The organism is Brevibacterium luteolum, from assembly GCF_013004595.1.
Classification (GTDB): domain Bacteria; phylum Actinomycetota; class Actinomycetes; order Actinomycetales; family Brevibacteriaceae; genus Brevibacterium; species Brevibacterium luteolum.
In genome coordinates, this window is sequence record NZ_JABEMC010000001.1 from 1 (window position 1) to 22,202 (window position 22,202).

At 66.8% G+C, this 22,202-nt stretch carries 21 protein-coding genes, 1 tRNA gene and 2 pseudogenes; 7 read left to right on the forward strand and 17 right to left on the reverse strand.

Annotated features, from left to right (window positions below; all coding sequences use genetic code 11):
• Positions 1 to 132: pseudogene (locus HLA91_RS00005) on the forward strand (integrase core domain-containing protein); the annotation flags it as partial.
• A 3-nt stretch (positions 133 to 135) separates the two neighbouring features.
• On the opposite strand, the pseudogene HLA91_RS00010 reads toward HLA91_RS00005, so the two are convergent.
• The 4 genes and pseudogenes from HLA91_RS00010 to HLA91_RS00025 all read right to left on the reverse strand — a co-directional run.
• Positions 136 to 831 (reverse strand): annotated as a pseudogene (locus HLA91_RS00010) (SLC13 family permease); the annotation flags it as partial.
• 171 nt (positions 832 to 1,002) lie between these two features.
• The gene (locus tag HLA91_RS00015; protein WP_102160927.1) at positions 1,003 to 2,352 is read right to left on the reverse strand and encodes an LPXTG cell wall anchor domain-containing protein; all 1,350 of its coding nucleotides are present in this window, start codon (positions 2,350 to 2,352) and stop codon (positions 1,003 to 1,005) included.
• 105 nt (positions 2,353 to 2,457) lie between these two features.
• Positions 2,458 to 3,285 (reverse strand): LPXTG cell wall anchor domain-containing protein, encoded by an 828-nt coding sequence (locus HLA91_RS00020; protein WP_170273027.1) that lies wholly within the window; start codon positions 3,283 to 3,285, stop codon positions 2,458 to 2,460.
• A 67-nt stretch (positions 3,286 to 3,352) separates the two neighbouring features.
• Positions 3,353 to 4,516, reverse strand: a complete 1,164-nt coding sequence (locus tag HLA91_RS00025; protein ID WP_239557117.1) for a diacylglycerol/lipid kinase family protein — start codon at positions 4,514 to 4,516, stop codon at positions 3,353 to 3,355.
• Positions 4,517 to 4,625: 109 nt separating this feature from the next.
• On the opposite strand from HLA91_RS00025, the gene serS reads away from it, so the two are divergent.
• Together serS and HLA91_RS00035 are read left to right on the forward strand one after the other, a co-directional pair.
• Positions 4,626 to 5,915 carry a serine--tRNA ligase gene (gene serS / locus HLA91_RS00030; protein WP_102160933.1) on the forward strand — a complete coding sequence of 430 codons (1,290 nt, stop codon included), beginning with the start codon at positions 4,626 to 4,628 and terminating at the stop codon, positions 5,913 to 5,915.
• An 8-nt stretch (positions 5,916 to 5,923) separates the two neighbouring features.
• On the forward strand, positions 5,924 to 6,733 hold the full coding sequence (locus HLA91_RS00035; protein ID WP_102160935.1) for an HAD family hydrolase: 810 nt from the start codon (positions 5,924 to 5,926) through the stop codon (positions 6,731 to 6,733).
• 59 nt (positions 6,734 to 6,792) lie between these two features.
• On the opposite strand, the gene HLA91_RS00040 is transcribed toward HLA91_RS00035, so the two are convergent.
• The 8 genes from HLA91_RS00040 to ilvA form a co-directional block, all read right to left on the reverse strand.
• Entirely contained in the window at positions 6,793 to 7,284 is a 492-nt protein-coding gene (locus HLA91_RS00040; protein WP_102160937.1) for an META domain-containing protein, read from the reverse strand.
• Between the two features lie 53 nt (positions 7,285 to 7,337).
• A complete protein-coding gene (locus HLA91_RS00045) occupies positions 7,338 to 7,685 on the reverse strand; it encodes an META domain-containing protein (RefSeq protein WP_102160940.1) in 348 nt (115 codons plus the stop codon).
• A 120-nt stretch (positions 7,686 to 7,805) separates the two neighbouring features.
• Positions 7,806 to 9,758, reverse strand: coding sequence for a S1 family peptidase (locus HLA91_RS00050; protein ID WP_102160942.1), 1,953 nt, complete (start codon positions 9,756 to 9,758; stop codon positions 7,806 to 7,808).
• Positions 9,759 to 9,960: 202 nt separating this feature from the next.
• Positions 9,961 to 10,845 carry an HAD family hydrolase gene (locus HLA91_RS00055; RefSeq protein ID WP_102160944.1) on the reverse strand — a complete coding sequence of 295 codons (885 nt, stop codon included), beginning with the start codon at positions 10,843 to 10,845 and terminating at the stop codon, positions 9,961 to 9,963.
• A gap of 117 nt (positions 10,846 to 10,962) precedes the next feature.
• Positions 10,963 to 11,478: a hypothetical protein gene (locus HLA91_RS00060; RefSeq protein ID WP_102160946.1), complete on the reverse strand. Its 516-nt coding sequence runs from the start codon at positions 11,476 to 11,478 to the stop codon at positions 10,963 to 10,965.
• Between the two features lie 7 nt (positions 11,479 to 11,485).
• Positions 11,486 to 12,190, reverse strand: coding sequence for a proteasome activator (locus tag HLA91_RS00065; protein WP_170273028.1), 705 nt, complete (start codon positions 12,188 to 12,190; stop codon positions 11,486 to 11,488).
• Between the two features lie 27 nt (positions 12,191 to 12,217).
• Positions 12,218 to 13,255, reverse strand: a complete 1,038-nt coding sequence (locus tag HLA91_RS00070) for an NAD(P)H-quinone oxidoreductase (protein ID WP_170273029.1) — start codon at positions 13,253 to 13,255, stop codon at positions 12,218 to 12,220.
• 80 nt (positions 13,256 to 13,335) lie between these two features.
• Entirely contained in the window at positions 13,336 to 14,622 is a 1,287-nt protein-coding gene (ilvA, locus tag HLA91_RS00075; protein ID WP_170273030.1) for a threonine ammonia-lyase IlvA, read from the reverse strand.
• Positions 14,623 to 14,889: 267 nt separating this feature from the next.
• Here ilvA and HLA91_RS00080 point away from each other — a divergent pair, with 267 nt between their 5' ends.
• Positions 14,890 to 17,004 carry a maltokinase N-terminal cap-like domain-containing protein gene (locus tag HLA91_RS00080; RefSeq protein WP_170273031.1) on the forward strand — a complete coding sequence of 705 codons (2,115 nt, stop codon included), beginning with the start codon at positions 14,890 to 14,892 and terminating at the stop codon, positions 17,002 to 17,004.
• A 74-nt stretch (positions 17,005 to 17,078) separates the two neighbouring features.
• Positions 17,079 to 17,166, forward strand: a tRNA-Ser gene (locus HLA91_RS00085).
• 67 nt (positions 17,167 to 17,233) lie between these two features.
• Here HLA91_RS00085 and HLA91_RS00090 read toward each other — a convergent pair.
• Positions 17,234 to 17,602, reverse strand: a complete 369-nt coding sequence (locus HLA91_RS00090; protein ID WP_170273032.1) for a MerR family transcriptional regulator — start codon at positions 17,600 to 17,602, stop codon at positions 17,234 to 17,236.
• 152 nt (positions 17,603 to 17,754) lie between these two features.
• Between HLA91_RS00090 and HLA91_RS00095 the strand changes: the two genes are divergently transcribed.
• Positions 17,755 to 19,299, forward strand: coding sequence for a SulP family inorganic anion transporter (locus HLA91_RS00095; protein ID WP_170273033.1), 1,545 nt, complete (start codon positions 17,755 to 17,757; stop codon positions 19,297 to 19,299).
• Positions 19,300 to 19,316: 17 nt separating this feature from the next.
• Here the strand turns inward: HLA91_RS00095 and HLA91_RS00100 are convergent, their stop codons facing one another.
• Together HLA91_RS00100 and arsB are read right to left on the reverse strand one after the other, a co-directional pair.
• Positions 19,317 to 19,772, reverse strand: a complete 456-nt coding sequence (locus HLA91_RS00100; protein WP_170273034.1) for an arsenate reductase ArsC — start codon at positions 19,770 to 19,772, stop codon at positions 19,317 to 19,319.
• Between the two features lie 13 nt (positions 19,773 to 19,785).
• Entirely contained in the window at positions 19,786 to 20,886 is a 1,101-nt protein-coding gene (arsB, locus tag HLA91_RS00105) for an ACR3 family arsenite efflux transporter (RefSeq protein WP_239557329.1), read from the reverse strand.
• 154 nt (positions 20,887 to 21,040) lie between these two features.
• On the opposite strand from arsB, the gene HLA91_RS00110 reads away from it, so the two are divergent.
• Positions 21,041 to 21,394 (forward strand): ArsR/SmtB family transcription factor, encoded by a 354-nt coding sequence (locus HLA91_RS00110; protein WP_170273036.1) that lies wholly within the window; start codon positions 21,041 to 21,043, stop codon positions 21,392 to 21,394.
• Between the two features lie 119 nt (positions 21,395 to 21,513).
• On the opposite strand, the gene HLA91_RS14000 is transcribed toward HLA91_RS00110, so the two are convergent.
• A complete protein-coding gene (locus tag HLA91_RS14000; protein ID WP_170273037.1) occupies positions 21,514 to 21,861 on the reverse strand; it encodes a VanZ family protein in 348 nt (115 codons plus the stop codon).
• 89 nt (positions 21,862 to 21,950) lie between these two features.
• Positions 21,951 to 22,124, reverse strand: coding sequence for a CsbD family protein (locus HLA91_RS00120; RefSeq protein ID WP_170273038.1), 174 nt, complete (start codon positions 22,122 to 22,124; stop codon positions 21,951 to 21,953).
• Between the last annotated feature and the right edge of the window lie 78 nt (positions 22,125 to 22,202).

Sequence of the window (22,202 nt, forward strand, 5' to 3'; positions counted from 1 at the left end):
TCCAGTGAAGCCGAGCGGGAAGCCGCCTACGAGACGTTCCTCCACGACTACAATCAGCATCGAGCCCACACCGCTATCGGAGGCCTCACCCCAGCCGACCGCGTTCACAACCTCACGGGGAACTACAGCTAGGCCGAACGCGGCGACCATGCCGAGGAGGATCGGCACCACGGCTCCGGCGCGAGCGGTGGCAGACGGGACGAAGAACGCGAGCACGATCGAGATGACGATCGCACCGATGAGGATGCTGCTGGTCTTCTCGCCGGAGAACCGCAGCACCCACAGCGCCAGTCGTTTGTGCAGGCCGGTCGCCTGCATCGCCGCAGCGAGCGCGAGCGCGGCTGCCACCAGCGCGACGGCCGGGGAGGCGAAGCCGGCCAGGCCGAGTTTCAGCGCCTCAGTCGAGCCCATCGGCTCGGGGCCGGCGCCTTCTTCCAACGCAGGGGCGAAGCCGAGCAGGATCGCGGTCAGGCCGATGATGATGACGGAGGAGACCGGATAGGTCACGGCCTCGGAGACCCACAGGATGACGGCGAAGGCGAGGATCGCCAGCGCCCGCTGACCGGCCACGCCGAGCTCGGGATCGCCAGGCAGCAGCAGGACGACGATGAGGGCGATCCAGGCGGCGGCGAACCAGATCGGCTTGAGCCCGAGGTGGGCGAAGAATCCGTCGTGATGCTTGGAGCTTGCAGTGCTCGAGCCGCCATCGTGCTCGGCGACGGCGCGCTGATCTGCACGCGCTTCGGCCTGCTGCTTCGAGCGCTTCTCCGCTCGGGAGCGCAGGGCTGACCGGCGCTCTGCGGTCTTGTCAGAAGTGGGGCGATCATTCATGGGAAATGCTGCTCCTCAGCTGCACGTCGGGGATGGGCGTCACCGCAGGCTCTGCCTCCAGAGTATCGGCATCTGATCCTCAGGCGCGAGGATCGCGCCCGGTCACCTGGCGTGGAACACATCACCCCCGGTGGCCTGCGCCGCCGGGGGTGATGCGTTGTGATGACGGGCTCAGCTGCGGCGGCGGGTCAGCATGATGCCAGCCGTGCCGATCGCCAGCAGCGCCAGACCGGCGCCGGCAGCGGTGAACTCGGAGCCCGTGCGCGGCAGGCGGCTGCGATCATCGCGCTTGTCGTCGCCGTTCTTGCCGTTGTCATCCTTGCCCTTGTCGTCACCGCCGGACCCGTCATCGTCCGAGCCGTCGCCAGCGGTGACAGTGAAGGCACCGGTGAGGTCATCTCCACCGGGGCAGGCGACGACGACGTCATAGGCACCGATGTAAGACTCGGCGGCTTCGGGGTTGTCGCCGAAGACGGTGAAAGGGACCGTGCCGTCGGCATCGGCGGTCGCGGTGTCGACGTGAGTGCCGATGTTCTCGCTCTCCGGCGTGACGGTCAGCTCTGCGTCCTTGCCGGGCTCGCATCCGGTGGCGACGATCGTGACGGCGTCCGCCTTGACGAAGTCGGCCGCCGCGATCTTCTCGGGATCGACGATCAGTTCACGCTCGGCCGGGGTCGACGGGTCATCGGTCGGGTCAACCGTGGGATCGTCCGTCGGGTCGACCGTTGGATCGTCCGTCGGGTCCTCAGTGGGATCCTCGGTCGGCTCCTCGACGATGCGCACGGTGTGCCGGGTGACCGGCAGCGTGTCCGGCAGCCGGTTGGAGCCCTTGACCGTCTCTGCACTGACGGTGATCTCATCGCCGACAGCCACCGAATCCGGCGCGGTGACGGTGAACTCCTCTGCCGGTCCTACGCTCTCCGGTGCGACGTCTGTGATCGGCTCATCACCGAGTGCCGCGGCAGGGGAGTAGCTGTAGCCCTCTGCCGGGCCCTCCTGGACCGAGAATGCCAGGCCAGCCTGCGCCTCGGCGACGGTCGCCGTCTCCGGCCCAGCGATGTGTCCGGCATCGTAGGTCACGACTGTCGTCTTCGAGGTGCTCTTGCTGGCGCTGCTCACCTGCACGACGACGGCCTCATTGGGCTGCAGTTCGCCGACCGTGGCATTGCGCTCCGGTTTGAACGAGGAGACGAACGCGTCATCAGCGGCGAGGGTGAACGAGTACTCACCCGACTCATCGGCTGCGCCGTTGAACCGGTCGACGTCTTCGATCGGCAGGGTGTAACCGCCGTTGAACATGGCGTTGACCGAGCGCACGTCGACCTCGGCGCCGGGATCAGTGGTGACGGTGACGGGGATGCCGTCGGCGAGCTCGGAGACCGGGATCGGGTAGGGCATGTCGACGGTGACGTCGGCCGCCTGGGCGGGAGCCGCCACGGCGACACCGGCACCGGCGGCGAGCAGGGCTGCCGCACCGGCGGCAAGACCGCGCAGCGACAGGGCAGAGAGCAGAGTCTTCACAGGACACCTCGCAGAAGCAGGATCGATACACACCCAGCCAAGCGGATCGAAGCATCCGGGCACTGGCGGCCAGATGAATCCAGCGAGAACTCTGCGCCCGCAGCTTCAGCCGCGGCGGCGGGTGAAGACGACCGAGGCGGTGCCGACGGCCAGCAGGATCGCGCCTGCGGCTGCGGCCAGCAGGTCGCTGCCGGTGCGCGGCAGCCGGGCGCCGCGGCTGTCCTGCCCGCCGGGCTTGCCCTCCGGTTCGGCGCTCGGGGTCGGTGCGGCATCGGTGGTGACGGTGAAGCTGCCGGTGCGCTGGTCATCGCCGGCGCACGCGACCGTGACGGCGTACTCGCCGGCATAGGTCTGGGCCATCATGTCGTGCTGGCCGTGGACGCTGAACGCGACGACCCCATCGGCGTCGACGGTGGCGGTCTCGGAGTAGTTGCCGACGTTCATGCCCTGCGGGATGACGGTCATCGTCGCATCGGCGTCCGGCTGGCAGCCGGTGGCGGAGATGATGACGGCGTCCTCGCGCACGAAATCCGAGGCGCTCAGCTTGCCCGGCTCGATCGTGAGGGTCTTCTCCGCAGTCGCCTCTTCCGTGCCCGAGGTGCCGGTCGCGGTCTCGGTGGTGGGCGCCGGTTCCGTTGCGGTCGTGTCCCCGGTGGCGGCAGGCTGCGGGGTCTCCGCCTCGGGCGTCGCCGGTGACTGAGTGAAGCCGCCGGATTCGTCGGCTGAGTGCTCCTGCGTGCTGTCCGGTGCGGTCGCCGAAGTGTCGGGCACCGTCTGCTCCGGAGCTGGGCTCCGATCCTCAGCAGTGCTGCTGCCCGGACGCGGGCCGGTGGCCTGCATGGCGTCATCGGCGGGCTGCGCGAGGGCTGGGGTGGCACCGGCGGACATGGTGAAGGCGATGAGGACTGCTGCGCAGGTGCGGGAGAGTCTCATGGCGTGCCTTTCAAGCCGGGCGACCAGATACTCAGGATATACCCAGGTTCAGCTGAGCGGAAGAGGCTCAGGCGACGGGCAGCGGCCACCCCTCCTGACGGATGAGGCGGGTCTGCTCCCGGGTCGGGGTGCGCACGATGAGACCATGGTGTTCGACCTGCATGGCCAGGTAGTCCGTCTCGCCGAGCGGGTCGCCGTCGATCTGCATGTCGATCTTCTCTTCGCATTCGATGACGACGGACTCGCCGCGCAGAATTTGCGTGTGCAGGCCCTTGCGCTTCTGGCGGGAGAACACCGAGGCGGCCACACCGATCCATTGGAAGGCGTTCTTCGGGGCTACGACGAGGAGGTCGAGGATGCCGTCGGCGATGTCGGCCTCGGGCATGAGGACGATGCCGCCCTGGATCTTGCCGCAGTTGCCGCCCACCACCGAGCGGACTTTGGCCCGCACCGCCTGCACGCCGTCGACGGTGATCGTCACGCGGGTCGGGGAGCCGACGAGCTTGCGGGCACCGGCCTCGAAGTAGGCCAGCCAGCCGACCTTCGACTTGAGGTCGGAGTCGGTGTCGGCCATGACGGCGGCGTCGAAGCCGAGCCCGGCCATGACGAGGAAGGCGGAGTCCTCACCATCGGGGGCAGTCTGCGCGTGACCGATGTCGATCGGCTTGTCCTGGCCCCACAGGGCGATGCGCATCGCCCATTCCTGCCGGTCGAGCGGCAGGCCGATGTTGCGGGCCAGCAGATTGCCGGTGCCCATCGGGATGATGCCCATCGGGGTGTCGGTGCCGGCCAGCACCTCGGCGGCGGCGCGCACGGTGCCGTCACCGCCGGCGGCGACGACGAGGTCGACTCCGGCGTCAAGCGCCTTGCGGGCCATCGCCTCACCGGGATCGTCCTCGGTGGTCTCGATGATGAGCGGCGGCTGCCAGCCCTCCTGGCGGCACACCGCCGAGGCGACTGCGGCGAAGTCACCGGTCACATCCTTGATCGGGTTCATGATGACGGCCGCGCGCGGCTTCGGCGGGATATCGGCGCTCTGGCCCGACTGGCTGTCTGCGCTCGTGAGATCCTCAACATCGAGCTGCTGATCCCTGCCCGCAGCAGACTGCTGCGCTGCCCGGCGATCCGCGGCACGTGAGCGGGAACCGAGCCAGTAGCCTATGAACAGACCGACACATAGGATGACGACGGCGAGGGCCAGGAGGAAGAGCATTCCGGTTGAAGTTTCCATGACACCAATCTACTCCGCGAACCGGTCCAGCTGACTCAGCCTGAGCGGGCGAAATTCCGGTGAACGGGTGCTGGGAGACGTCCTGTCCTCGCAGCGATAGGCTAGGTGTGTGATCGATCTACAGCAGCTCAGAGAAACCCCCGAGGCGTTCAAGGCCTCCCAGCAGGCCCGTGAGGCGGATCCGGGACTCGTCGATGAGATCCTCGCCGCTGACGAGGCCCGGCGCGCAGCGCTGACGTCCTTCGAGGAGGCCCGCGCTGAGCAGAAGTCGTTCAGCAAGCAGGTCGCCAAGGAGAAGGACAAGGACGCCAAAGCCAGGCTCGTCGCCGAGGCCAAAGGCAAAGCGGAGAAGGTCAAGGCACTGCAGGCCGATGCCGACGAAGCCGGCTTCGCCTTCGACAAACTCGTGCGCAAGCTGCCCAACCTCGTCATCGACGGCGTGCCCGCCGGCGGGGAGGACGACTCCGTTGAGCTGCGCCGTGAGGGCACCCCGCGCGATTTCGCAGCCGAGGGCTTCGAACCCCAGGATCACCTCGCGATCGGTGAGGGCCTCGGCGCGATCGACACCGCCCGCGGCGCGAAGGTCTCCGGTGCCCGCTTCTACTACCTCACCGGCTTCGGCGCCCGTCTCGAGCTGGCGCTGCTGACGATGGGCCTCGACACTGCTGAGAAGCACGGCTTCAGTCCTGTCATCACCCCCACGCTGGTCAAGCCTGAGGTGATGGGAGGCACCGGTTTCCTCGGTGAGCACGCCGATGAGGTCTACCGCCTCGAAGCCGACGACCTGTTCCTCGTCGGCACCTCTGAGGTGCCGCTGGCCGGCTACCACATGGACGAGATCCTCGACCTCGACGCCGGGCCCAAGCGCTACGGCGGCTGGTCGCCGTGCTACCGCCGTGAGGCCGGTTCCTACGGCAAGGACACCCGCGGCATCCTGCGCGTCCACCAGTTCCAGAAGGTCGAGATGTTCTCCTACGTCAAGCAGGAGGATGCGCTGGCAGAGCACGAGCGGATGCTGTCGATCCAGGAGGAGATGCTGGCCAAGTGCGAGCTGCCATACCGGGTCGTCGACATCGCCGCCGGTGACCTCGGCGACTCGGCTGCCAGGAAGTACGACTGCGAGGCCTGGGTGCCGACGCAGGAGACGTACCGTGAGCTGACCTCGACATCGAACTGCACCACCTTCCAGGCTCGCCGCCTGAAGATCCGCGAACGCACCGACAAGGGCACCCGGCCGGTCGCCACCCTCAACGGCACCGTGGCCAACACCCGCTGGATCGTCGCTCTGCTGGAGAACCACCAGCAGGCCGACGGCTCGGTGCGCATCCCCACTGCGCTGCGCCCCTATCTCGGCGGCATGTCGGGCTACGGGCCGGACGGCGCACGCTACGAAGACTGAGGAGAAGATTGAAGCCCCACATCATTGCCCTCGACGTCGACGGCACGATCGTCGACTACGACGACATGATGACCGATCGGGTGCGCTCCGCCATCCAGGCAGCTGAGGCTGCCGGCCACCATGTCGTCATTGCAACCGGCCGTTCAGTCGGCGGCGCGCTCGAGGTGGCCAACCGTCTCGGACAGCGCGACGGGTACCTCATCGCCTCCAACGGTTCGGTGATCGTGCGGATCACCCCGGAGGCTGAGAAGGGCTGGGAAGTCCACCACGTGGAGACCTTCGACCCGGCGCCGATGCTCGCGCGGATGCGCGAGCATCTGCCGATGGCACTGTTCATGGTCGAGGACGCCGAGCTCATGCGCTGGGCGTCTGGAGAGTTCCCGGTCGGTGAGCTGGCGTCGAATGAGCAGCTCAATCTCGTGAGCTTCGATGAGCTTATGGACAAGGAAGCCACTCGTATCGTCATGCGCGAGCTCAACGGCAGCAATGAGGAGTTCCTCGACGCCGTCGAGCGGATCGGGCTGCACGGTGTGACCTACTCCGTCGGCTGGTCGAACTGGCTCGATATCGCCCCTGACGGAGTGTCGAAGGCCAGCGGCGTCGAATACGTCTGCCAGCGGCTGGGCGTCGCACGATCGGAGACCGTGTGCGCCGGCGACGGCATGAACGACATGGAGATGATGCAGTGGGTCGCCCACGGCATCGCCATGGGCCAGGCGAAGGACGAACTCAAGGCACAGGCCGACGTCGTCACCGGAACGGTGGAGGAGGACGGCCTGGCGACCGCACTCGAAGACTACTTCGGCCTGGACAGCTGAGGTAACTCAGCCGCCCAGGCCGTGTGGCGCTGGAAGAGCGGAGGGCTGCTGGGGAAGTCCTACTTCTCTCGGATGAGTGTGCCGATCTCCTTGCCGTCCTTGTCCTTGACGGTCATCTCATCGGCGTTCTCATTCGAATCTGTGATCTCGGCAGTGCTGGCACCGCTGAGCCAGGCGTCGATATCGGTGCAGCCTTTGGCGGTTGTCACCCATGGTTCGAAGTGAATCGTCGATCCCTCGATCGTGTAGGTGCTGTTGATGCCGTTGCACCCGTCGGTGCCGATGACCGTCTCATCGGTGTTGAATTCGAGGAATGGATCGCCCTTCTGGTCGGCGCCCCATTTGCCTTCAAGAGTTTCGGGTGTCAGATCGCCGGACGGGTCACCCGGATCTGCGGTGCTGGTTTCCTCGGAGGTCGCACCGGAGGTGTCTGTGGCGTTGGGGGATTCACTCGGGGAGACAGTGCCGTTGCCCTCGCCAGCTCCGCACGCGGAAAGCAGCAGCATCGAGATGCCGGCTGCGGCAAACGAGCCAGTTTTCAATGTTCTCATGTGTTTCAGGATACTTCGAAGGCTGATGCCCAGACGCGCAGCGTCGCCGATTGTCAGGGCTTTGTGACCTCTTCGGCAGATCGGAACAGGGTTCCGATGGCGTCGTCATTCCGGTTGCGAACGGTCATGGTGTCACCGTGGATTTCAGCGAAGCGGGCCATGCGCAGCCAGTCGTTGACGCCCAGGCATGCGCGAGCGGTGGCGATCCACGGTTCGATCGTGATCGTCGACCCGTCGAGCGTGTAGGAGGTGTTGATGCCGTTGCAGCCGTCGGTTCCCCATGCAGCGCCTTCGTCGTTGAATGTCAGGTACGGCTGACCGGGTTCGTCTGATCGCCAGGTGCCGGCCACGTCGTGCATCGTAAGCGAGTTGCCGTCATTTTCGCGGGGGTCGGAGTTCATGTTGTCAGGCTAGCCGTTCTGCTGCTGCCGTGTGAATGCGATTCGGGCTGTGAACCGTTGTGGTTCACAGCCCGAATCAGCTCGCGTTCCTGCTGTTAGGCAGTCACGGTGTCAGCGGCCTCAGTTCTTCCGGCGGCGAGCGAGGACGTAGAGTCCTGCACCACCGGCGATGAGGGCAGCTGCAGCTCCGAGGGAGCGGAGTGCCTCAGAACCGGTGCGCGGAAGGTCCTTGTTGTCATCCTTCTTGTCGTCGCCGCCCTTGCCGTCATCGTCCTTGCCACCGGCTTCGGTGACAGTGAAGGTGCCGGTCAGGTCGTCGCCGCCGTCGCAGGAGACGGTGACGTCGTAGTCGCCGATGTAGGCGTTCGGCATATCGGCGTTCTCTCCGTAGACGGAGAATCCGACATTGCCGTCTTCATCGACCGTGGCGGTGTCCGTGTGGCCGGTGACGTTCGAGCCGCGCGGCTTGACTTCGAGGTTGGCCTCGGTGCCCGGCGTGCAGCCGGAAGCTGCGATCGTCACTGCGTCCTTCTTGACGAAGTCGGTCGCCTTGATATTCTCCGGGTCGATCGACAGAGCGCGCTCTGCCGGGTCATCCGACGGATCCTCGGTCGGCGTTGCGGTCGGCTCATCAGTCGTAGTCGGCGACGGAGTCGACGTCGGATCGTCAGTCGGAGTCGACGTCGGGTCATCAGTCGGGGTCGGCGACGGCGACGTGCCGCCCTCAACGGTCACCTTGATAGTAGTGGGCTCGGACACGTTGAACTTACCCTTGCGAGCGATGAACGTGTACTCGTATTCGCCAGCTGCATTGGGAGCAGTGAACGAGAACTTTCCCGGCCCAGCCTTGAAGCCCTCCGGCTTATCCTTGCTCTCCTTAGCAACTTCGGCAGTAGCATTGGCCTCCGTCGTGCCCGATACGGTGGCGCCGGGTGCGACCGTAACGTTCTTAACCTCCGGGGCGTCAACGTGCAGACGAACTTCGGTTCCTGCTGGCATCTGCTTCAGACCGTGGTTGATGTCGGTGACAAACGACCAGTCTTCTTCTGAACAGTTTGTAACGTTAGGTGCGCAACTCTCAGCGCCGACAACGTAACCAGAGGAGATGCCGATAGCTTCACCCTTGTCGTTGTACCAAGCTCCACCGGAGTCACCGGGACGAAGGGTATTCGATGCGACGAAGCCAGTGGCGTAACGCACCTTGCTCGAGTCCACCGTGTCGGTGAGAGCGTAGACCATGTGGCCTTTGACTGTACCCTCGGTGAGCCCTGTCGTGCGACCCGACTTCTTGATGGCGTCGCCCTCAGCCGCTTTGCCGACGGACGTGATGACCTGGGTGGAGGCTGACAGGTCGTCGCTGGACTTCGTAGTCCAGTCAGTGACCTCAGGCTTCATCTTCAGCTTGTCATTGGTCTTCTCAATGAGCGCGATATCGGTGACCGTCTTGAAATCCTCGGACGGTTCCTGGCCCTCTTCTGGCGGCTCGACGTAGGGATCTTCCTTGCCACCCCACTGAGAGAACGTAAACTCACCGAAATCGTCCATGTATGTAGAGGTGTATTTGTTCTCCGGCATCTTGTCTTTCTCGTCGCCGGTGAACTCGACATCGGTGCTTGGGAGCGAGCGGGAAACCTGGTCTCCGACCGAACCGCAGTGTCCTGCAGAGAGTGCAGCCTCGTCGCCCTCTGGGGTCCAGGCCGAGAAGGCGAAGGAGCAGAGGCTGGCTTCGTTGATCCGATAGCCAGAGCCGCCGACGACATCGGTCTGTGCGGCGGGCTGGATCGGTCCGTTGAGCTTCATGACCTCGACATTGCTGTGGTCCTCGGCCAGTGCGAGAACTTCCTCAGCGTCATCGGCCGTCACATCAACAGCCAGGAGAACGTCCTGACCGGCAGCGCCGACGCCAGCTGCGCCAGCAGTGAAGGCGTCGTTCTGGAACTTCTTGAATGCAGCGCCTGCCGTCGGCAGGGCTTCCGGGGCTGCGAAAGCCGGAGAAGCAGCGAGAGAGCCGCCTGCTCCGACGATGATCGCAGCGCTCAGGCCCAGGGCCCGCAGCGAATTGCGTTTCGTCATGTGTCAGTACTCCAAAGGTGTGTTCAGTGTCAATGCTGGCTGCGGGCTCGGCGGGAGGAAGTCGTTACCATTCCGCAACACACGAGTCTCAGAGTAGCCTGAGTGATCCTGAAGTGAAAGCTGGGGCAGGTGAGTTTATGGCGAATTCACCTTGCGAATGACTGTCTGCGCAGGTGAAATGACCCCAGGGGTACCGAAAGAATTAGTCGGAGATTCGGACAATCCCGCCAGAACCCCCATCGGTGCGACGCTGTGCTGCCGCTGCGAAGGCCCGGATTGCTTCAGTGATCCCCCCATCATGCACTGCAGGAGCTACGGCGCGGGCGGCGGCGAGAGTGGTTGGGTGGCCGTCGGCCATCGCATACCCCCAGCCGGCCCAGGTCAGCATCTCAATGTCATTGGGCATATCGCCGAACGCGGCGACATCGTCGGCGTCGATCCCCCGGCGCTGACAGTACTCAGCCAGCGTATGCGCCTTCGTCACCCCGGCAGCAGCGAGCTCGATGAGCCCAGTGGTCGGATTCGAATGCGTGGCGTGCAGCGCATCGCCAATAAGCTCGCTGACGGCAGCGAGCATCGCATCGGAATCAGTCGAGGGCCCGCGCACCATGATCTTGGCGACTTCTCGGATGTCCCTGCTCTCAGCCGGGTCGATGATGACGGCCTCCTGCGGCCAGCGGGTGACGAAACCCGGCTCGATGCAGAAGGCATCGAGCGTTTCGAAGGCGAGCTTCGCCTCGGGCATGTGCGCCCGCACCCGGCTGATGAGCTCGTGCTGGACCTCGGTGCTGATGAGGTGGGCATGGACGACCTCGTCGCGCTGCAGGTTGTACACGATCGAGCCGTTGGCGCAGATGACATGACGCACGATCGGCAGGTCCCGCTGCAGGGGTGCGAGCCAGCGGACCGGCCGGCCGGTCACCGGCACGAAGTCGACACCGGCGGCCACGAGCGCATTGACCGCTTCGACGGTGGCTTGGGGGATCGGCTGGAAGCGCTGCAGCAGCGTGCCGTCGACATCGCTGGCCACGAGTCGGATGTTCTCCGGATGCTCATGCGGTGCCTGCGGTGTGCTCGTCTCGCTCACTGCTGACCCCCGTCTCGCCGATACCTATTGAAAACGTATACCTATCCAATGCATGCACCCATTGAATTGGTGCTGTTGCCGGCACCCCACATGCGGGGCGGCCTACCTCTATATCTATCAGCTCGCCGCGTCGAGGCGGGTGCACTCGTCGATGAGTGCGGTGACATCGCCGACGAACCGTGTCGCCGCCGCGGTCGGGGCGGCCGGGTCCTGACCCGTGCGCACGGCGATCCGGGCCATCGCAGCCGCCTGGCCCGCCTCGGCGGCTTTGGTCGCTGCTTGGGACAACCTCTCCGGCAGCGGCCCGCAGGCACTGCGCACACCGGCCGGGACGACAAGACCCTCGACCGGCCAGCGCGCATGCAGCCGGCGGGTGAGCTCCGTGACCTGCCCAGCAGCCTCATTCAGCGGTGCGGTGAGAGCCGCGATCTGCTCGCCGGCATCCTGGGCGGCTTCGGTGGAGTCCCCGGTCTCGCGGCCGAGTGCGACAGCGGTCTCGTAGAAGCGGTCGACGGCGCGCATGAACCGGTCGTGGTGCTGACGCCACACCCCGGTGCCGAACTCCCGGTCGGCTTCACGCGCGGCGTGCTCGGCCGGGGAGAACAGTCCCGTCAGCCGAGACAGGATGCCCATGCCGGTCTCAGAGGTAGTTGCCGGGTCGCTGCTCGGCCTCAGAGTCGCTGTCCCCACCGCCGTCCTCCTGGCCCATCACGACCACCCCGCGCGGCAGTGCACCGGCCTCCTGACCGGCCTGCGACTGTGCGAGCGCCTGCTGGCTCATGAGCGCGGTCTGGATACCGTGGAAGAGACCTTCGAGCCAGCCGACGAGCTGGGCCTGCGCGATCCGCAGCTCACCGATCGACGGGGTCTCCGACTCCCCGAAGGGCAGATCGAGGCGCTTGAGCTCGTCGATGAGCTCATCGGACATGCCAGCCGAGAGCTCTTCGATCGTGCGCCGGTGGATCTCGGCCAGCCGCCCGCGGCCGGCCTCATCGAGATCGGTCTTGCGGACCTCTTCGAGCAGCTGCTGGGCCATCGTGCCCACGCGCACGATCTTGCCGGGCTCGGAGATCTTCGCCGAGCGCTCCTGCCCACCCTGCTGGCGCGCCGACTGCTCGCCCGCCTCGGCGCCGGGGGCTCGCTGGCCACCACTGTCCCGCCTCGAGGTGTCCTGCCCCGAGGTGTCCCGGCGCTGCGCCGCCTGCTCACCCTGCTGGGTGGTCTCGTCAGCGCCCGAGGCGGGGTCCGCCTCGGGGCCGGGGGTGCTGTGCCCGCCGTTGAGGCGGGCGGCTGCCTGCGCGAGAGTCTCCAGGTGCGGGGCCTGCGGGGTGGTCTCGTCGGTCATATCGTCCTCGTCTCCTTCGTGGGGCGGTCAGGCGGGCTGGGCGTCATCGCCGACGCGCAGCAGCACCTTGCCGATGCTATCGCCATCTTCGAGCATCGCGTGCCCGCGTCCGGCCTCGGCCAGCGGCAGCGTGTCGTGGATGATCGGGCGGATGGTGCCGTCGAGCACGAGCGGCCAGATGTGCTGGCGGACCGTGGCGACGATGAGCGCCTTCTGCGCAGCCGGGCGGGCGCGCAGGGTTGTGCCGAGTATGTGCTTGCGGCCGGTGAGCAGGCGGGCGAGGTTGATCTCGGTCTTGACCCCGCCCTGCATGCCGATGATGACGAGCCGGCCGTCGTTCGCCAGCGCTTTGATGTTGCGCTCGAGGTATTTCGCGCCGATGAGGTCGAGGATGACGTTCGCGCCCGGGGTGCACGAGTCGCCGGCCGGGTCGGTGGCGGGATCGGATGCGGTGATCTCGCGGATCCGGTCGACGAAGTCCTCCTCGCGGTAGTTGATGACGGCATCAGCGCCGAGTTCGCGGCAGAACGCGGCTTTGCGCTCCGAGCCGACGGTGACGGCTACGCGGGCGCCGAGCGCCCGGGCGAGCTGAATGGCGCAGGTGCCGATGCCCGAGCCGCCGCCGTGGACGAGCAGCCACTGGTCAGCGCGCAGCCCGGCCTCCATGACGACATTCGAGTACACGGTGGAGACGACCTCCGGCAGGGCGGCTGCCGCGGTGAGGTCGACGTGATCGGGGACGGGCAGCAGCTGACCGGCCGGCACGTCGACGTACTCGGCATAGCCGCCGCCGGAGAGCAGGGCGGCGACGCGGTCGCCGGTCTTCCAGCCGGTCACTTCGGCACCGACCTCGGCGATGGTGCCTGAGACCTCCAGGCCGGGGATCTCGGTGGCGCCCTCGGGTGGGTCGTAATGGCCCTGCCGCTGCAGGATATCCGCTCGGTTGATGCCGGCGGCATGGACCTTGACCAACACGGAGCCGGGTTCGATTGCGGGAGTCTCGACGTCGTCGGAGAGCACCAGGGCCTCTGGGCCGCCGGGCTGAGGAATCGTCATAGCTCGCATGAGGCAAGCCTATCGCCCAGGGCTGGGTGTGCGGTCAGTATCGCCACACGATCACGCGAGCACCGCCTCGGGCGCGGGGCTCAGACGAACATGCGGAACAGCGGCGAGTCGTGCGAGACCTTCTCGATCTCGAGCGGTGAGGCGTCCATCCGGGCGAGCAGACCCGGCAGGCTCTGCGCCTGGCCGAGGGTGATGCCGACGAACGCCGGGCCGGTCTCGCGGTCGGAGCGCTTCATGTACTCGAACAGCGAGATGTCGTCATCTGGGCCGAGCACCTCGGACAGGAAGCGGCGCAGCGCACCGGGCTCCTGCGGGAAGTTGACGATGAAGTAGTGCTTGAGGTTCTCGTACACGAGCGAGCGCTCGATGACCTCCGAGTAGCGGGAGATGTCATTGTTGCCGCCGGAGACGATGCACACGACCGTCGAACCCGGCGGGATCGTGATCGGGGCGCGCGAGTGCTTGCCGCCGATTGCCGCCGAGGCCAGCGCGCCGGCCGGTTCGGCGATGATGCCGTCGACCTGGTAGAGCTCGAGCATCTCCGAGGCCACCCGGCCCTCGGGCACCGGGTCGATGCGCAGACCGAGGTCGGCGATCATCCGGTAGGTCAGGTCGCCGGCCCGGCGCACGGCGGCGCCGTCGGCAAACGAGTCGATGTTCTCCAAGGCGACCGGGCGGCCGGCGGCCAGGGCTGCGATCATCGAGTCCGCCCCGGCGGGCTCGGCGCCGATGACCTGGGTGTCGGGCATGTGCTCGGCGGCGTAGGCGGCGATGCCGGCGAGCAGACCGCCGCCGCCGACGGGCACGATGATGAAGTCGGGATCCTCGGACAGCTGCTCGTGGATCTCCGCGGCGATGGTGCCCTGCCCGGCGACGGTGCGCGGGTGGTCGAAGGCCGAGACGAGCAGCGCGCCGTGGGTCTCGGCGTAGTTCGCCGCCAGATCCGAGGCGTCGTCGTAGGTCGAGCCGTCGATGACGACGGTGACCTCATCGCCGCCGAAGTAGCGGATCCGGTCGATCTTCTGCCGCGGCGTCGTCTTCGGCACGAAGATGCGGCCCTTGACGCCGAGCTCCTTGCACGCCTTCGCGAAGCCCTGCGCGTGGTTGCCGGCCGAGGCGCACACAACGCCGTGGGCGCGCTCGTCAGCGGTCAGCTGCAGGAGGAAGTTGAAGGCGCCGCGGATCTTGTACGAGCGCACGAGCTGGAGATCTTCGCGCTTGAGGTAGATCGTCGAGCCGATCGCATCGGACAGGCGCTCGGAGATGTGCAGCGGAGAGGTGATGATGGAATCCGAAATGAGCGCAGCAGCGGCCTCGACGTCGCTGGCGGTCGGCAGGTTCCAGATCTTCTGTTCATGAATGAGCACCTCCCCATTGTGTGCCCGCCGCTGTGGTCGTGTCACGTCATGAGTCAGTTCGTGCCATATGGTGAGCAGTTTCGTGTCAGTCGGTGACGAACGACGCTTCGGCGGGCCCCGCCTCGGGACCGGACGCCGGTGCGGCGGGCACCGCCTCGGCGCTGGTCAGGCCGGGTATGCCGGGCGTGCCCTCCCGGCCGCACTGCGCGGTTTCGGTAGAGTGTGCCCTAGCGCATGATGCGAGCCCGCGCCGACGCAACGCCAAGGGGGAACACGGTGGCCATCAGCAGTGAACTCGAAGGTCTGCTCTCTGCCTGGCTGCCCCGGCAGAGCTGGTTCCCCAAACTGGAGACCGAGCTCGGCGCCGACCCCGACATCACGCCGATGTCCGTCACCCGCCTGTTCGAATGGGACTCCGGCGAGGGCACCGTGCGCGGCACTCAGGCGATCATCTCCGTCGGCGACGGACGCACGCTGCGCCGCATCAACGTCCCCTTAAGCTTCCGCACGAGCGAGAATTTCGCCCTGCGCGCCCACCTCATCGGCACCATCGATGACATCACGCTCGGCCCCTGCTGGGTATACGACGGGTGTGCTGACCCGGTCTTCGTCATCAACTGCGCCCACGCCGCGGCCACCGCCCGCCGGTTCGAGGGCGGCCAGGTCGCAGCACACGCAGTGAGCAACGCGATGACGAAGTTCCACCGCGTGCAGACCGAGCACCAGATGCTCGACTACGCCGCCTCGGTGCGCCTGGAGCTGCTGGAGGCCCGCGCACACGAGTCGACCGTCGTCATCGAAGACCCCGAGAACCCCTGCGTGCTCACCTTCTTCCGCGTCGTCCAGCCGGGACTCAGCCAGGCGGTGCGGATTCCCGTCGCCCTGACCGAGGCGGAGTCGCGCGCCGTGCCCGAGGTGATGGGGTGGGTGTCCGGCCGCTGGTTCGACGCCGAGGAGCTGGAGACCCGGTCGGCGCCGCTGGCGATGCTGTCGGTCCAGTATCCTGACTCGCAGCCGGCCTGGCGTGAGGCTGTCGACATCGCCTGTGCGGTGGACTCGGGGTCGATCGGCAGCTACAACAAGAAGGCCTCGGCGCTCGGCGCGCGGATCGGCGAGCTGCACCTGGATCTCGCTGCTGAGTTCGGTGTGGTGCGCGGGGCCGGGGAGCCGACCGAGGACTGGGTCGCCAAATGGCAGGAGCGCATCGACTGGGCGCTCGCCCGCGCGCCGCTGGCGCTCGGCGATCTGCAGGCCAAGCTCAAGGAGCACCGCACGAACCTCGGCCGCCTTGAGACAGTCGGTGCACTGCAGCGGATCCACGGCGAGCTGACGCTCAACCAGGTGCTCACCAGCCCGGTCGTCGGCTTCACCGTCGTCAACTTCTCTGCCGCCACCCAGGAGTTCCCGAAGCCTGCGGCGATCGACCTCGTCGCGCTGCTGCGCAGCATCGACTACGCCGCCGGCTATGCCCGGCTGCGCCGGACCGGCGCGCTCAAGTCCGATGCGCAGCCGACGTTCATCGGGCTGTCCGGGCTGTCGGACGGGCACGAATCGCTGCGCGAGGTTGTCGACTCGCCCGAGTACCTGTGGTCCTCACAGGCGCAGAACTCGCTGCTCACCGGCTACTCGCACGCCGTCGGCGCCTCGGTCGGACTGCACGACCCGGTGCTGCGGGCCGTGCTCATCGACCGGCTGCTCGTCGAGGTCGTCACCGAACTGCGCAACCGCCCCACCTGGCTCATCGTGCCGCTGGCGACCCTGACCCTGCTGCTCGGCGGCCGGCTGGAGCACGACTCCCAGCGGGAGGACGATGCTGAGGGTGATGGGGCCGGCGGTGGTGCCAGTGCCCGCGGCGCCGGCGGCGCGGCTGATGCGGATGGCGCGCCTGGTGCGAGTGGCGCGGCCGGTGCGGCCACTGCGTGGAACGCCGAGGAGACCGTCAGCGCCGAGGAGTTCGCCCAGAGCGCGGTCGAGGAGATCGCCCAGCCGGCTGACCCTGTGCCCGATGCTTATGACGGCCTCGACACCGAGGTCGCCCGTGCCGAGAAGAACGGCGGGGCACCCGGAGCGGCGGATCAGACTGCGGCTGCAGAGGCACCGGCTCGACCGGCCACCCCGCCGGCAGCACCGGAACAGGCGCCCGACCCGGCACCTGCCCGGCCGGAATCCGCGGCCGACGAGCCCACCGCCTCGGGAACGGACCAGGGCAGCGAGACCGCCTCGGGAACGGGCGCGGCAAGGGAGGGCGCCACCTCGGGCACGGACGCGAACGCCGACCCCGATGACGCGGTCATCGACGAGGACGCCGACGCCGAGGCGGCCGCAGCCACCCAGTTCCCGCCGATTCCAGCCCGCCCGACGACCCTGCCGCGGTTCCCCAACCGCGACTGAAGTGGTTTAAACCCTCACCGGAAGTGGTCTATGCTGTGATGTGGACTTTGCGCGGTTGAGCCGCGGAAATCCAAGGTGAGTTGACTGAGCGGCCGAAAGTGACGGTCTTGAAAACCGTTGAAGGGCAACCCCCTTCCGTGGGTTCGAATCCCACACTCACCGCCGAATCACTCGGCTTTGCGTCACTGCGTGTCATGGTGGGCACCGCAGGCGAATCGAGCACCGTCTTTCAGCTTAGGCGCGCCTGCAGGATGCCGAGGAACTCATCGGCGCGCTCGACCTGCCGAGCCAGCTTCTCCCGTCGCGCCTGCGCGTCGTCGAGCAGCTCCAGCAGCTGGGCGCGTGCCGCTGAACGCTCATCGTTCGTCGCGTCGCTCTCGACGATGTCGAGCAGCCTGAGCAACTGAGCCATCTCTGCGGTCGAGTAGCTCAGCGCCTTCATCCGCCGGATCGTCATGAGCCGCCGGAAGTCCTCGTCGGTGTAGACGCGGAAACCGCCCTCAGTGCGGCCGGTCGCCGGGATGAGTCCGATCTCCTCGTAATGACGGAGGGTGCGTGAGGAGAGCCCTGACTTCTCCGCCATCTCGCCGATGTGCATGATCATCTCCCTCAGAGCAGGCCCGGCGTCCGGCGGCCACTGACGATCGGCCGCTTGCCCATACTTTAACGCAGCGTTAAGGTTGATGCCGAACTCTGACGTGCCGTGAAGGTTTGCGGCAAGGGCCCTTTCATCGCTTCGAGGAGACCGCTGTGTCTGCACCGTCGTCTGCATCGCCGCAGCCTGCTGCCGCGACTGCTGATAATCCCACTCCCGAGGAGCGCCAGAGCGTGCGTCGGACGCTGCGCCGCCCGGGTTGGCTGAAAACCGAGGTGCTCGGCGGTCTTGTCGTCGCACTCGCGCTCATCCCTGAGGCGATCGCGTTTTCGATCATCGCCGGTGTCGACCCGCGCGTCGGTCTCTTCGCCTCCTTCACGATGGCGGTGACGACCGCGATCCTCGGCGGACGCCCGGCTATGATCTCCGCTGCCACCGGTGCGGTTGCGCTCGTCGTCGCGCCCTTAGTCGGGTCGCATGGTCTCGACTACCTCATTGCCGCCGTCATCCTCGCGGGAGCCTTCCAAGTGGTGCTGGCCCTGCTTGGTGCAGCGCGCCTCATGCGCTTCATTCCGCGCCAGGTGATGGTCGGCTTCGTCAATGCGCTGGCGATCCTGATCTTCGTATCGCAGGTGCCCGAGCTCATCGGCGTGCCGTGGCTGGTCTACCCGCTGTGCCTGCTCGCTCTCGCCATCGTCTTCGCGCTGCCGCGGCTGACGGCCGCGGTGCCCGCACCCCTGGTCGCGATCGTCGTGCTCACGCTGCTCGTCGTCGTCTTCGGCTGGGACGTTCCCGCCGTCGGCGACAAGGGCGAACTGCCTGAGGCGCTGCCGGCCATCTTCATCCCCGAGGTGCCGCTGAGCCTGGAGACGCTTCAGGTCATCGCCCCGTACTCGTTGGCGATGGCCGTTGTCGGGCTGCTCGAATCCCTTATGACGGCGAAGCTCGTCGACGATGTCACCGACACCCGGTCGAACAAGACCCGCGAATCCTGGGCGCAGGGTGCGGCCAACATCGTCTCCGGACTCTTCGGCGGCATGGGCGGCTGCGCGATGATCGGGCAGACGATGATCAATGTCAAGGCCGCCGCTGCCCGCACCCGGATCTCGACGTTCTGCGCCGGAGTGTTCCTCCTCATCCTTATCGTCGCCCTCGGGGACGTCGTCGCTCAGATCCCGATGGCCGCACTCGTCGCCGTCATGATCTTCGTCTCCTGGGCGACCTTCGACTGGCATTCCATCCGCCCGCACACACTGGCGCGGATGCCGAAGTCGGAGACAACCGTCATGCTCGTCACCGTCGTGGCGACTGTCTGGACCCACAATCTGGCGATCGGAGTGGTGCTCGGGGTGCTCGTGGCGATGGTCGCCTTCGCCAACCGGGTGGCGCACTTCGTGCGCGTCGACCGTGAACTGCGTGACGACGCCGGACTTTCGACCGCCTACTACACAGTCGAAGGCGAACTGTTCTTCGCCTCATCGAATGATCTGTACACGATGTTCGACTATGCCGGGGACCCCGAGCACGTCGTCATCGACATGCACCGCTCCCACCTGTGGGATGCCTCCACAGTGGCAGCGCTCGATTCGGTGACCGACAAATACGCGACCTACGGCAAATCCGTCGACATCGTCGGACTCAACACCGCCAGCAGGCGCATGCGCGTGCGCTTGGCGGGAATGAAGCGCTCCAGCGGCTGAGCCGTGGGGTGCCGCGCTCAGCCGGGCAGCAGTTCGGCGATGAGGGCGCGCACCCGCTGCTTGATCTCATCGCGGATCGGGCGCACCGCGTCGACTCCCAGCCCGGCTGGGTCGGCAAGCTGCCAGTCCTCGTACCGCTTGCCCGGGAAGATCGGGCACGTGTCCCCGCAGCCCATCGTGACGACGACATCGGAAGCCTCCACCGCCTTGGCCGTGAGGATCCGCGGCGACGCTGCGGTGATGTCGACGCCGTCCTCGGCCATCGCCTCGACGGCGGCCGGATTCAGCTGCGCAGCAGGCTCCGAACCGGCCGAGCGCACCTCGATGCGCCCGTCGCTCAGCGTCGCGAGATATCCGGCGGCCATCTGTGAGCGCCCGGCATTGTGCACGCATACGAACAGCACACTCGGCCTCTCGGGAGCGGACGGACAGGTGTCCGCGCTGGGAGCCGGGTTCTGGTCTGAGATGCTCATGAGTCTGCTCCTGTCACGACGCGCCCGCTGTGCCGGTCCGGCTCGCTGCGGCAGCCGCGCCCGAGGTGCCGGTCTGACCGGGGACGGTAGGGTCGCCTGGGAACATGCGCCGGCCGGCCCACAGGGCGACGTAGACGAGTGCGACGAGCACCGGCACCTCGATGAGCGGGCCGACGACGCCGGCCAGCGCCTGTCCGGAGGTGATGCCGAAGGTGCCGATCGCCACTGCGATGGCGAGCTCGAAGTTGTTGCCGGCGGCGGTGAAGGCGACCGTCGTCGACTGTGCGTAATTCAGCCCCGCCGAACGCGAGGCGAACAGACCGATGCCGAACATGACGACGAAGTACGCCAGCAGCGGCACTGCGATCCGCAGGACGTCGAGCGGCTGGGCGATGATCGCTTCGCCCTGGAGGGCGAAGAGCAGCACGATGGTGAACAGCAGGCCGTACAGCGCCCACGGGCCGATGCGCGGCAGGAATCTCTGCTCGTACCACTCGCGGCCCTTCGCCCGCTCGCCGACGACCCGCGAGAGGAACCCGGCGAGCAGCGGGATGCCGAGGAACACGAGGACTGAGGTGACGATGGTCATGAGGGAGAAGTCGGCAGCTGTCGTCGGCAGGCCGAGCCAACCGGGCAGCACCTGCAGGTAGAACCAGCCGAGCGCACCGAAGGCGAGCACCTGGAAGACGGAGTTGATGGCGACGAGGACGGCAGCGGCCTCACGATCGCCGCAGGCGAGGTCGTTCCAGATGAAGACCATCGCGATGCAGCGGGCGAGACCGACGATGATGAGGCCGGTGCGGTACTCCGGCAGATCGGGCAATAGCAGCCAGGCCAGTGCGAACATGAGCGCTGGGCCGACGAGCCAGTTGAGGATGAGCGACAGCAGCAGGAGCCGCCGATTGGCGGTGACGCGGCGGGTCTCGTCATACCGGACCTTCGCGAGCACCGGGTACATCATGACGAGCAGGCCGATGGCGATCGGCACCGAAACCTGCCCGATCGTCACCGCGTCGAGCGCCTCGTTGAGCCCAGGGACCAGAGCGCCGAGCAGCAGGCCTGCCCCCATCGCGAGCAGGATCCATGCTGGCAGCCAGCGGTCGAGGAAAGACATTTCCTCTAACACCGCGCCCGAGGTGGTGGCTGGGGCCGGTGCCGAGGTGGGGGTGTGGGGCGTTGTTTCGGGCACGTTCCTCCTCGCAGGCGACGTCATGTCTCAAGGGGAGAGTACGACCTCATATCGATGAATGTCAATGTATGATGGCGTCATGGATGACCGTCGGAATGCCGGCCCTGCCCGTCAGGCCGCAGCCGAGTGCTGCCCGCTCGCCCTCGGCCCGCTGGCTGATGCGGACGCTGACCGGATGGCGCACCGGCTCAAGGCGCTGGCAGATCCGACGCGGCTCCGGATCGTGTCCCTCATCGCCGCGCGCGGCTGCGAATCCGTGTGCGCCTGCGAACTGCTCGACGCCCTCGACGTGACCCAGCCGACGGTCAGCCACCATCTGAAGAAGCTCGTCGAGGCTGGGCTGCTGCAGCGTGAGCAGCGCGGCAAATGGGCTCACTACACCGTCGAGCGCAGTGCCTTCGCCGAACTCCAGGCCTTTCTCGCACTCGGGTGAGCATCGACGGCAGGCAGCCCACGCCTCGGGGCGGCCGAGACAGTATGCACGCCCGCGCCCAGGGGCTTCCCAGGAATGCCCCGCGGGGACTCTCAGGCGCGTCGCGTCGAGGCGCGGATTCACGGCCACTGCGGCGACCGCGGCGGCTCGCCGTTCTCACCGAGAAGCGGGTCGCCGGCCGGCAGTGCCCGCCAGATGCCGAATGCCAGCAGAATGCCGAGGCAGTCGGCGATCCAGTCGCCGAACTCGCCGGACCGGCCGGGCACCGCGAACGCTTGGATGAACTCGCTGATGGCTGCGTAGGCCGACATCGCCAGCATCGTCGCCAGCGGCCGGAACCCGAGCAGCAACAGGGGAGACGTGAGTGCGGTGAAGCCCACGGCGTGCATGAGCTTGTCGAACCCGGCGAACGGCGAGGCCACACCGAAGCTGGGGGAGTAGAGGAGGAAGAGGTGCACAAAGAACACGGCCGCGAAAGTGAACCAGGTCCACTTCCGCGCCCGTGTCGAAAGGATCAGGTGCGCGACAAATCGCATCTGACTGAGAAGAGACGCTCTTACTTCTTGAACGCGTCCTTGACCTTCTCTCCGGCCTGCTTGAGGTTCGCACCGGACTGCTGAGACTTGCCTTCGGCTTCCATGCTCTTGTCGTCGGTGGCCCTGCCGATGCCGGACTTGGCCTTGCCGAGCATTTCGTCAGCCTTGTTTCCGAACTTGTCATCTGCGCTCATAGGAGCCTCCTCGGGTTGGGTATCGCCTCGGGTGGAGGCGACGCACTTCCATCTTAGTGACAAGCATCCTTCCTGGAA

Bases quoted from the DNA above. Each gene is read 5' to 3' on its own strand.
- HLA91_RS00100 (WP_170273034.1), bottom strand. From the start codon at position 19,772: ATGAGCATCTCAGACCAGAACCCGGCTCCCAGCGCGGACACCTGTCCG.
- HLA91_RS00120 (WP_170273038.1), bottom strand. From the start codon at position 22,124: ATGAGCGCAGATGACAAGTTCGGAAACAAGGCTGACGAAATGCTCGGC.
- HLA91_RS00110 (WP_170273036.1), top strand. From the start codon at position 21,041: ATGGATGACCGTCGGAATGCCGGCCCTGCCCGTCAGGCCGCAGCCGAG.
- HLA91_RS00040 (WP_102160937.1), bottom strand. From the start codon at position 7,284: ATGAGAACATTGAAAACTGGCTCGTTTGCCGCAGCCGGCATCTCGATG.
- arsB (WP_239557329.1), bottom strand. From the start codon at position 20,886: ATGTCTTTCCTCGACCGCTGGCTGCCAGCATGGATCCTGCTCGCGATG.
- HLA91_RS00070 (WP_170273029.1), bottom strand. From the start codon at position 13,255: ATGCGAGCTATGACGATTCCTCAGCCCGGCGGCCCAGAGGCCCTGGTG.
- HLA91_RS00060 (WP_102160946.1), bottom strand. From the start codon at position 11,478: ATGGGCATCCTGTCTCGGCTGACGGGACTGTTCTCCCCGGCCGAGCAC.
- HLA91_RS00090 (WP_170273032.1), bottom strand. From the start codon at position 17,602: ATGCACATCGGCGAGATGGCGGAGAAGTCAGGGCTCTCCTCACGCACC.
- HLA91_RS00050 (WP_102160942.1), bottom strand. From the start codon at position 9,758: ATGACGAAACGCAATTCGCTGCGGGCCCTGGGCCTGAGCGCTGCGATC.
- HLA91_RS00025 (WP_239557117.1), bottom strand. From the start codon at position 4,516: ATGGAAACTTCAACCGGAATGCTCTTCCTCCTGGCCCTCGCCGTCGTC.
- HLA91_RS00045 (WP_102160940.1), bottom strand. From the start codon at position 7,685: ATGAACTCCGACCCCCGCGAAAATGACGGCAACTCGCTTACGATGCAC.
- HLA91_RS00020 (WP_170273027.1), bottom strand. From the start codon at position 3,285: ATGAGACTCTCCCGCACCTGCGCAGCAGTCCTCATCGCCTTCACCATG.
- HLA91_RS00065 (WP_170273028.1), bottom strand. From the start codon at position 12,190: ATGACCGACGAGACCACCCCGCAGGCCCCGCACCTGGAGACTCTCGCG.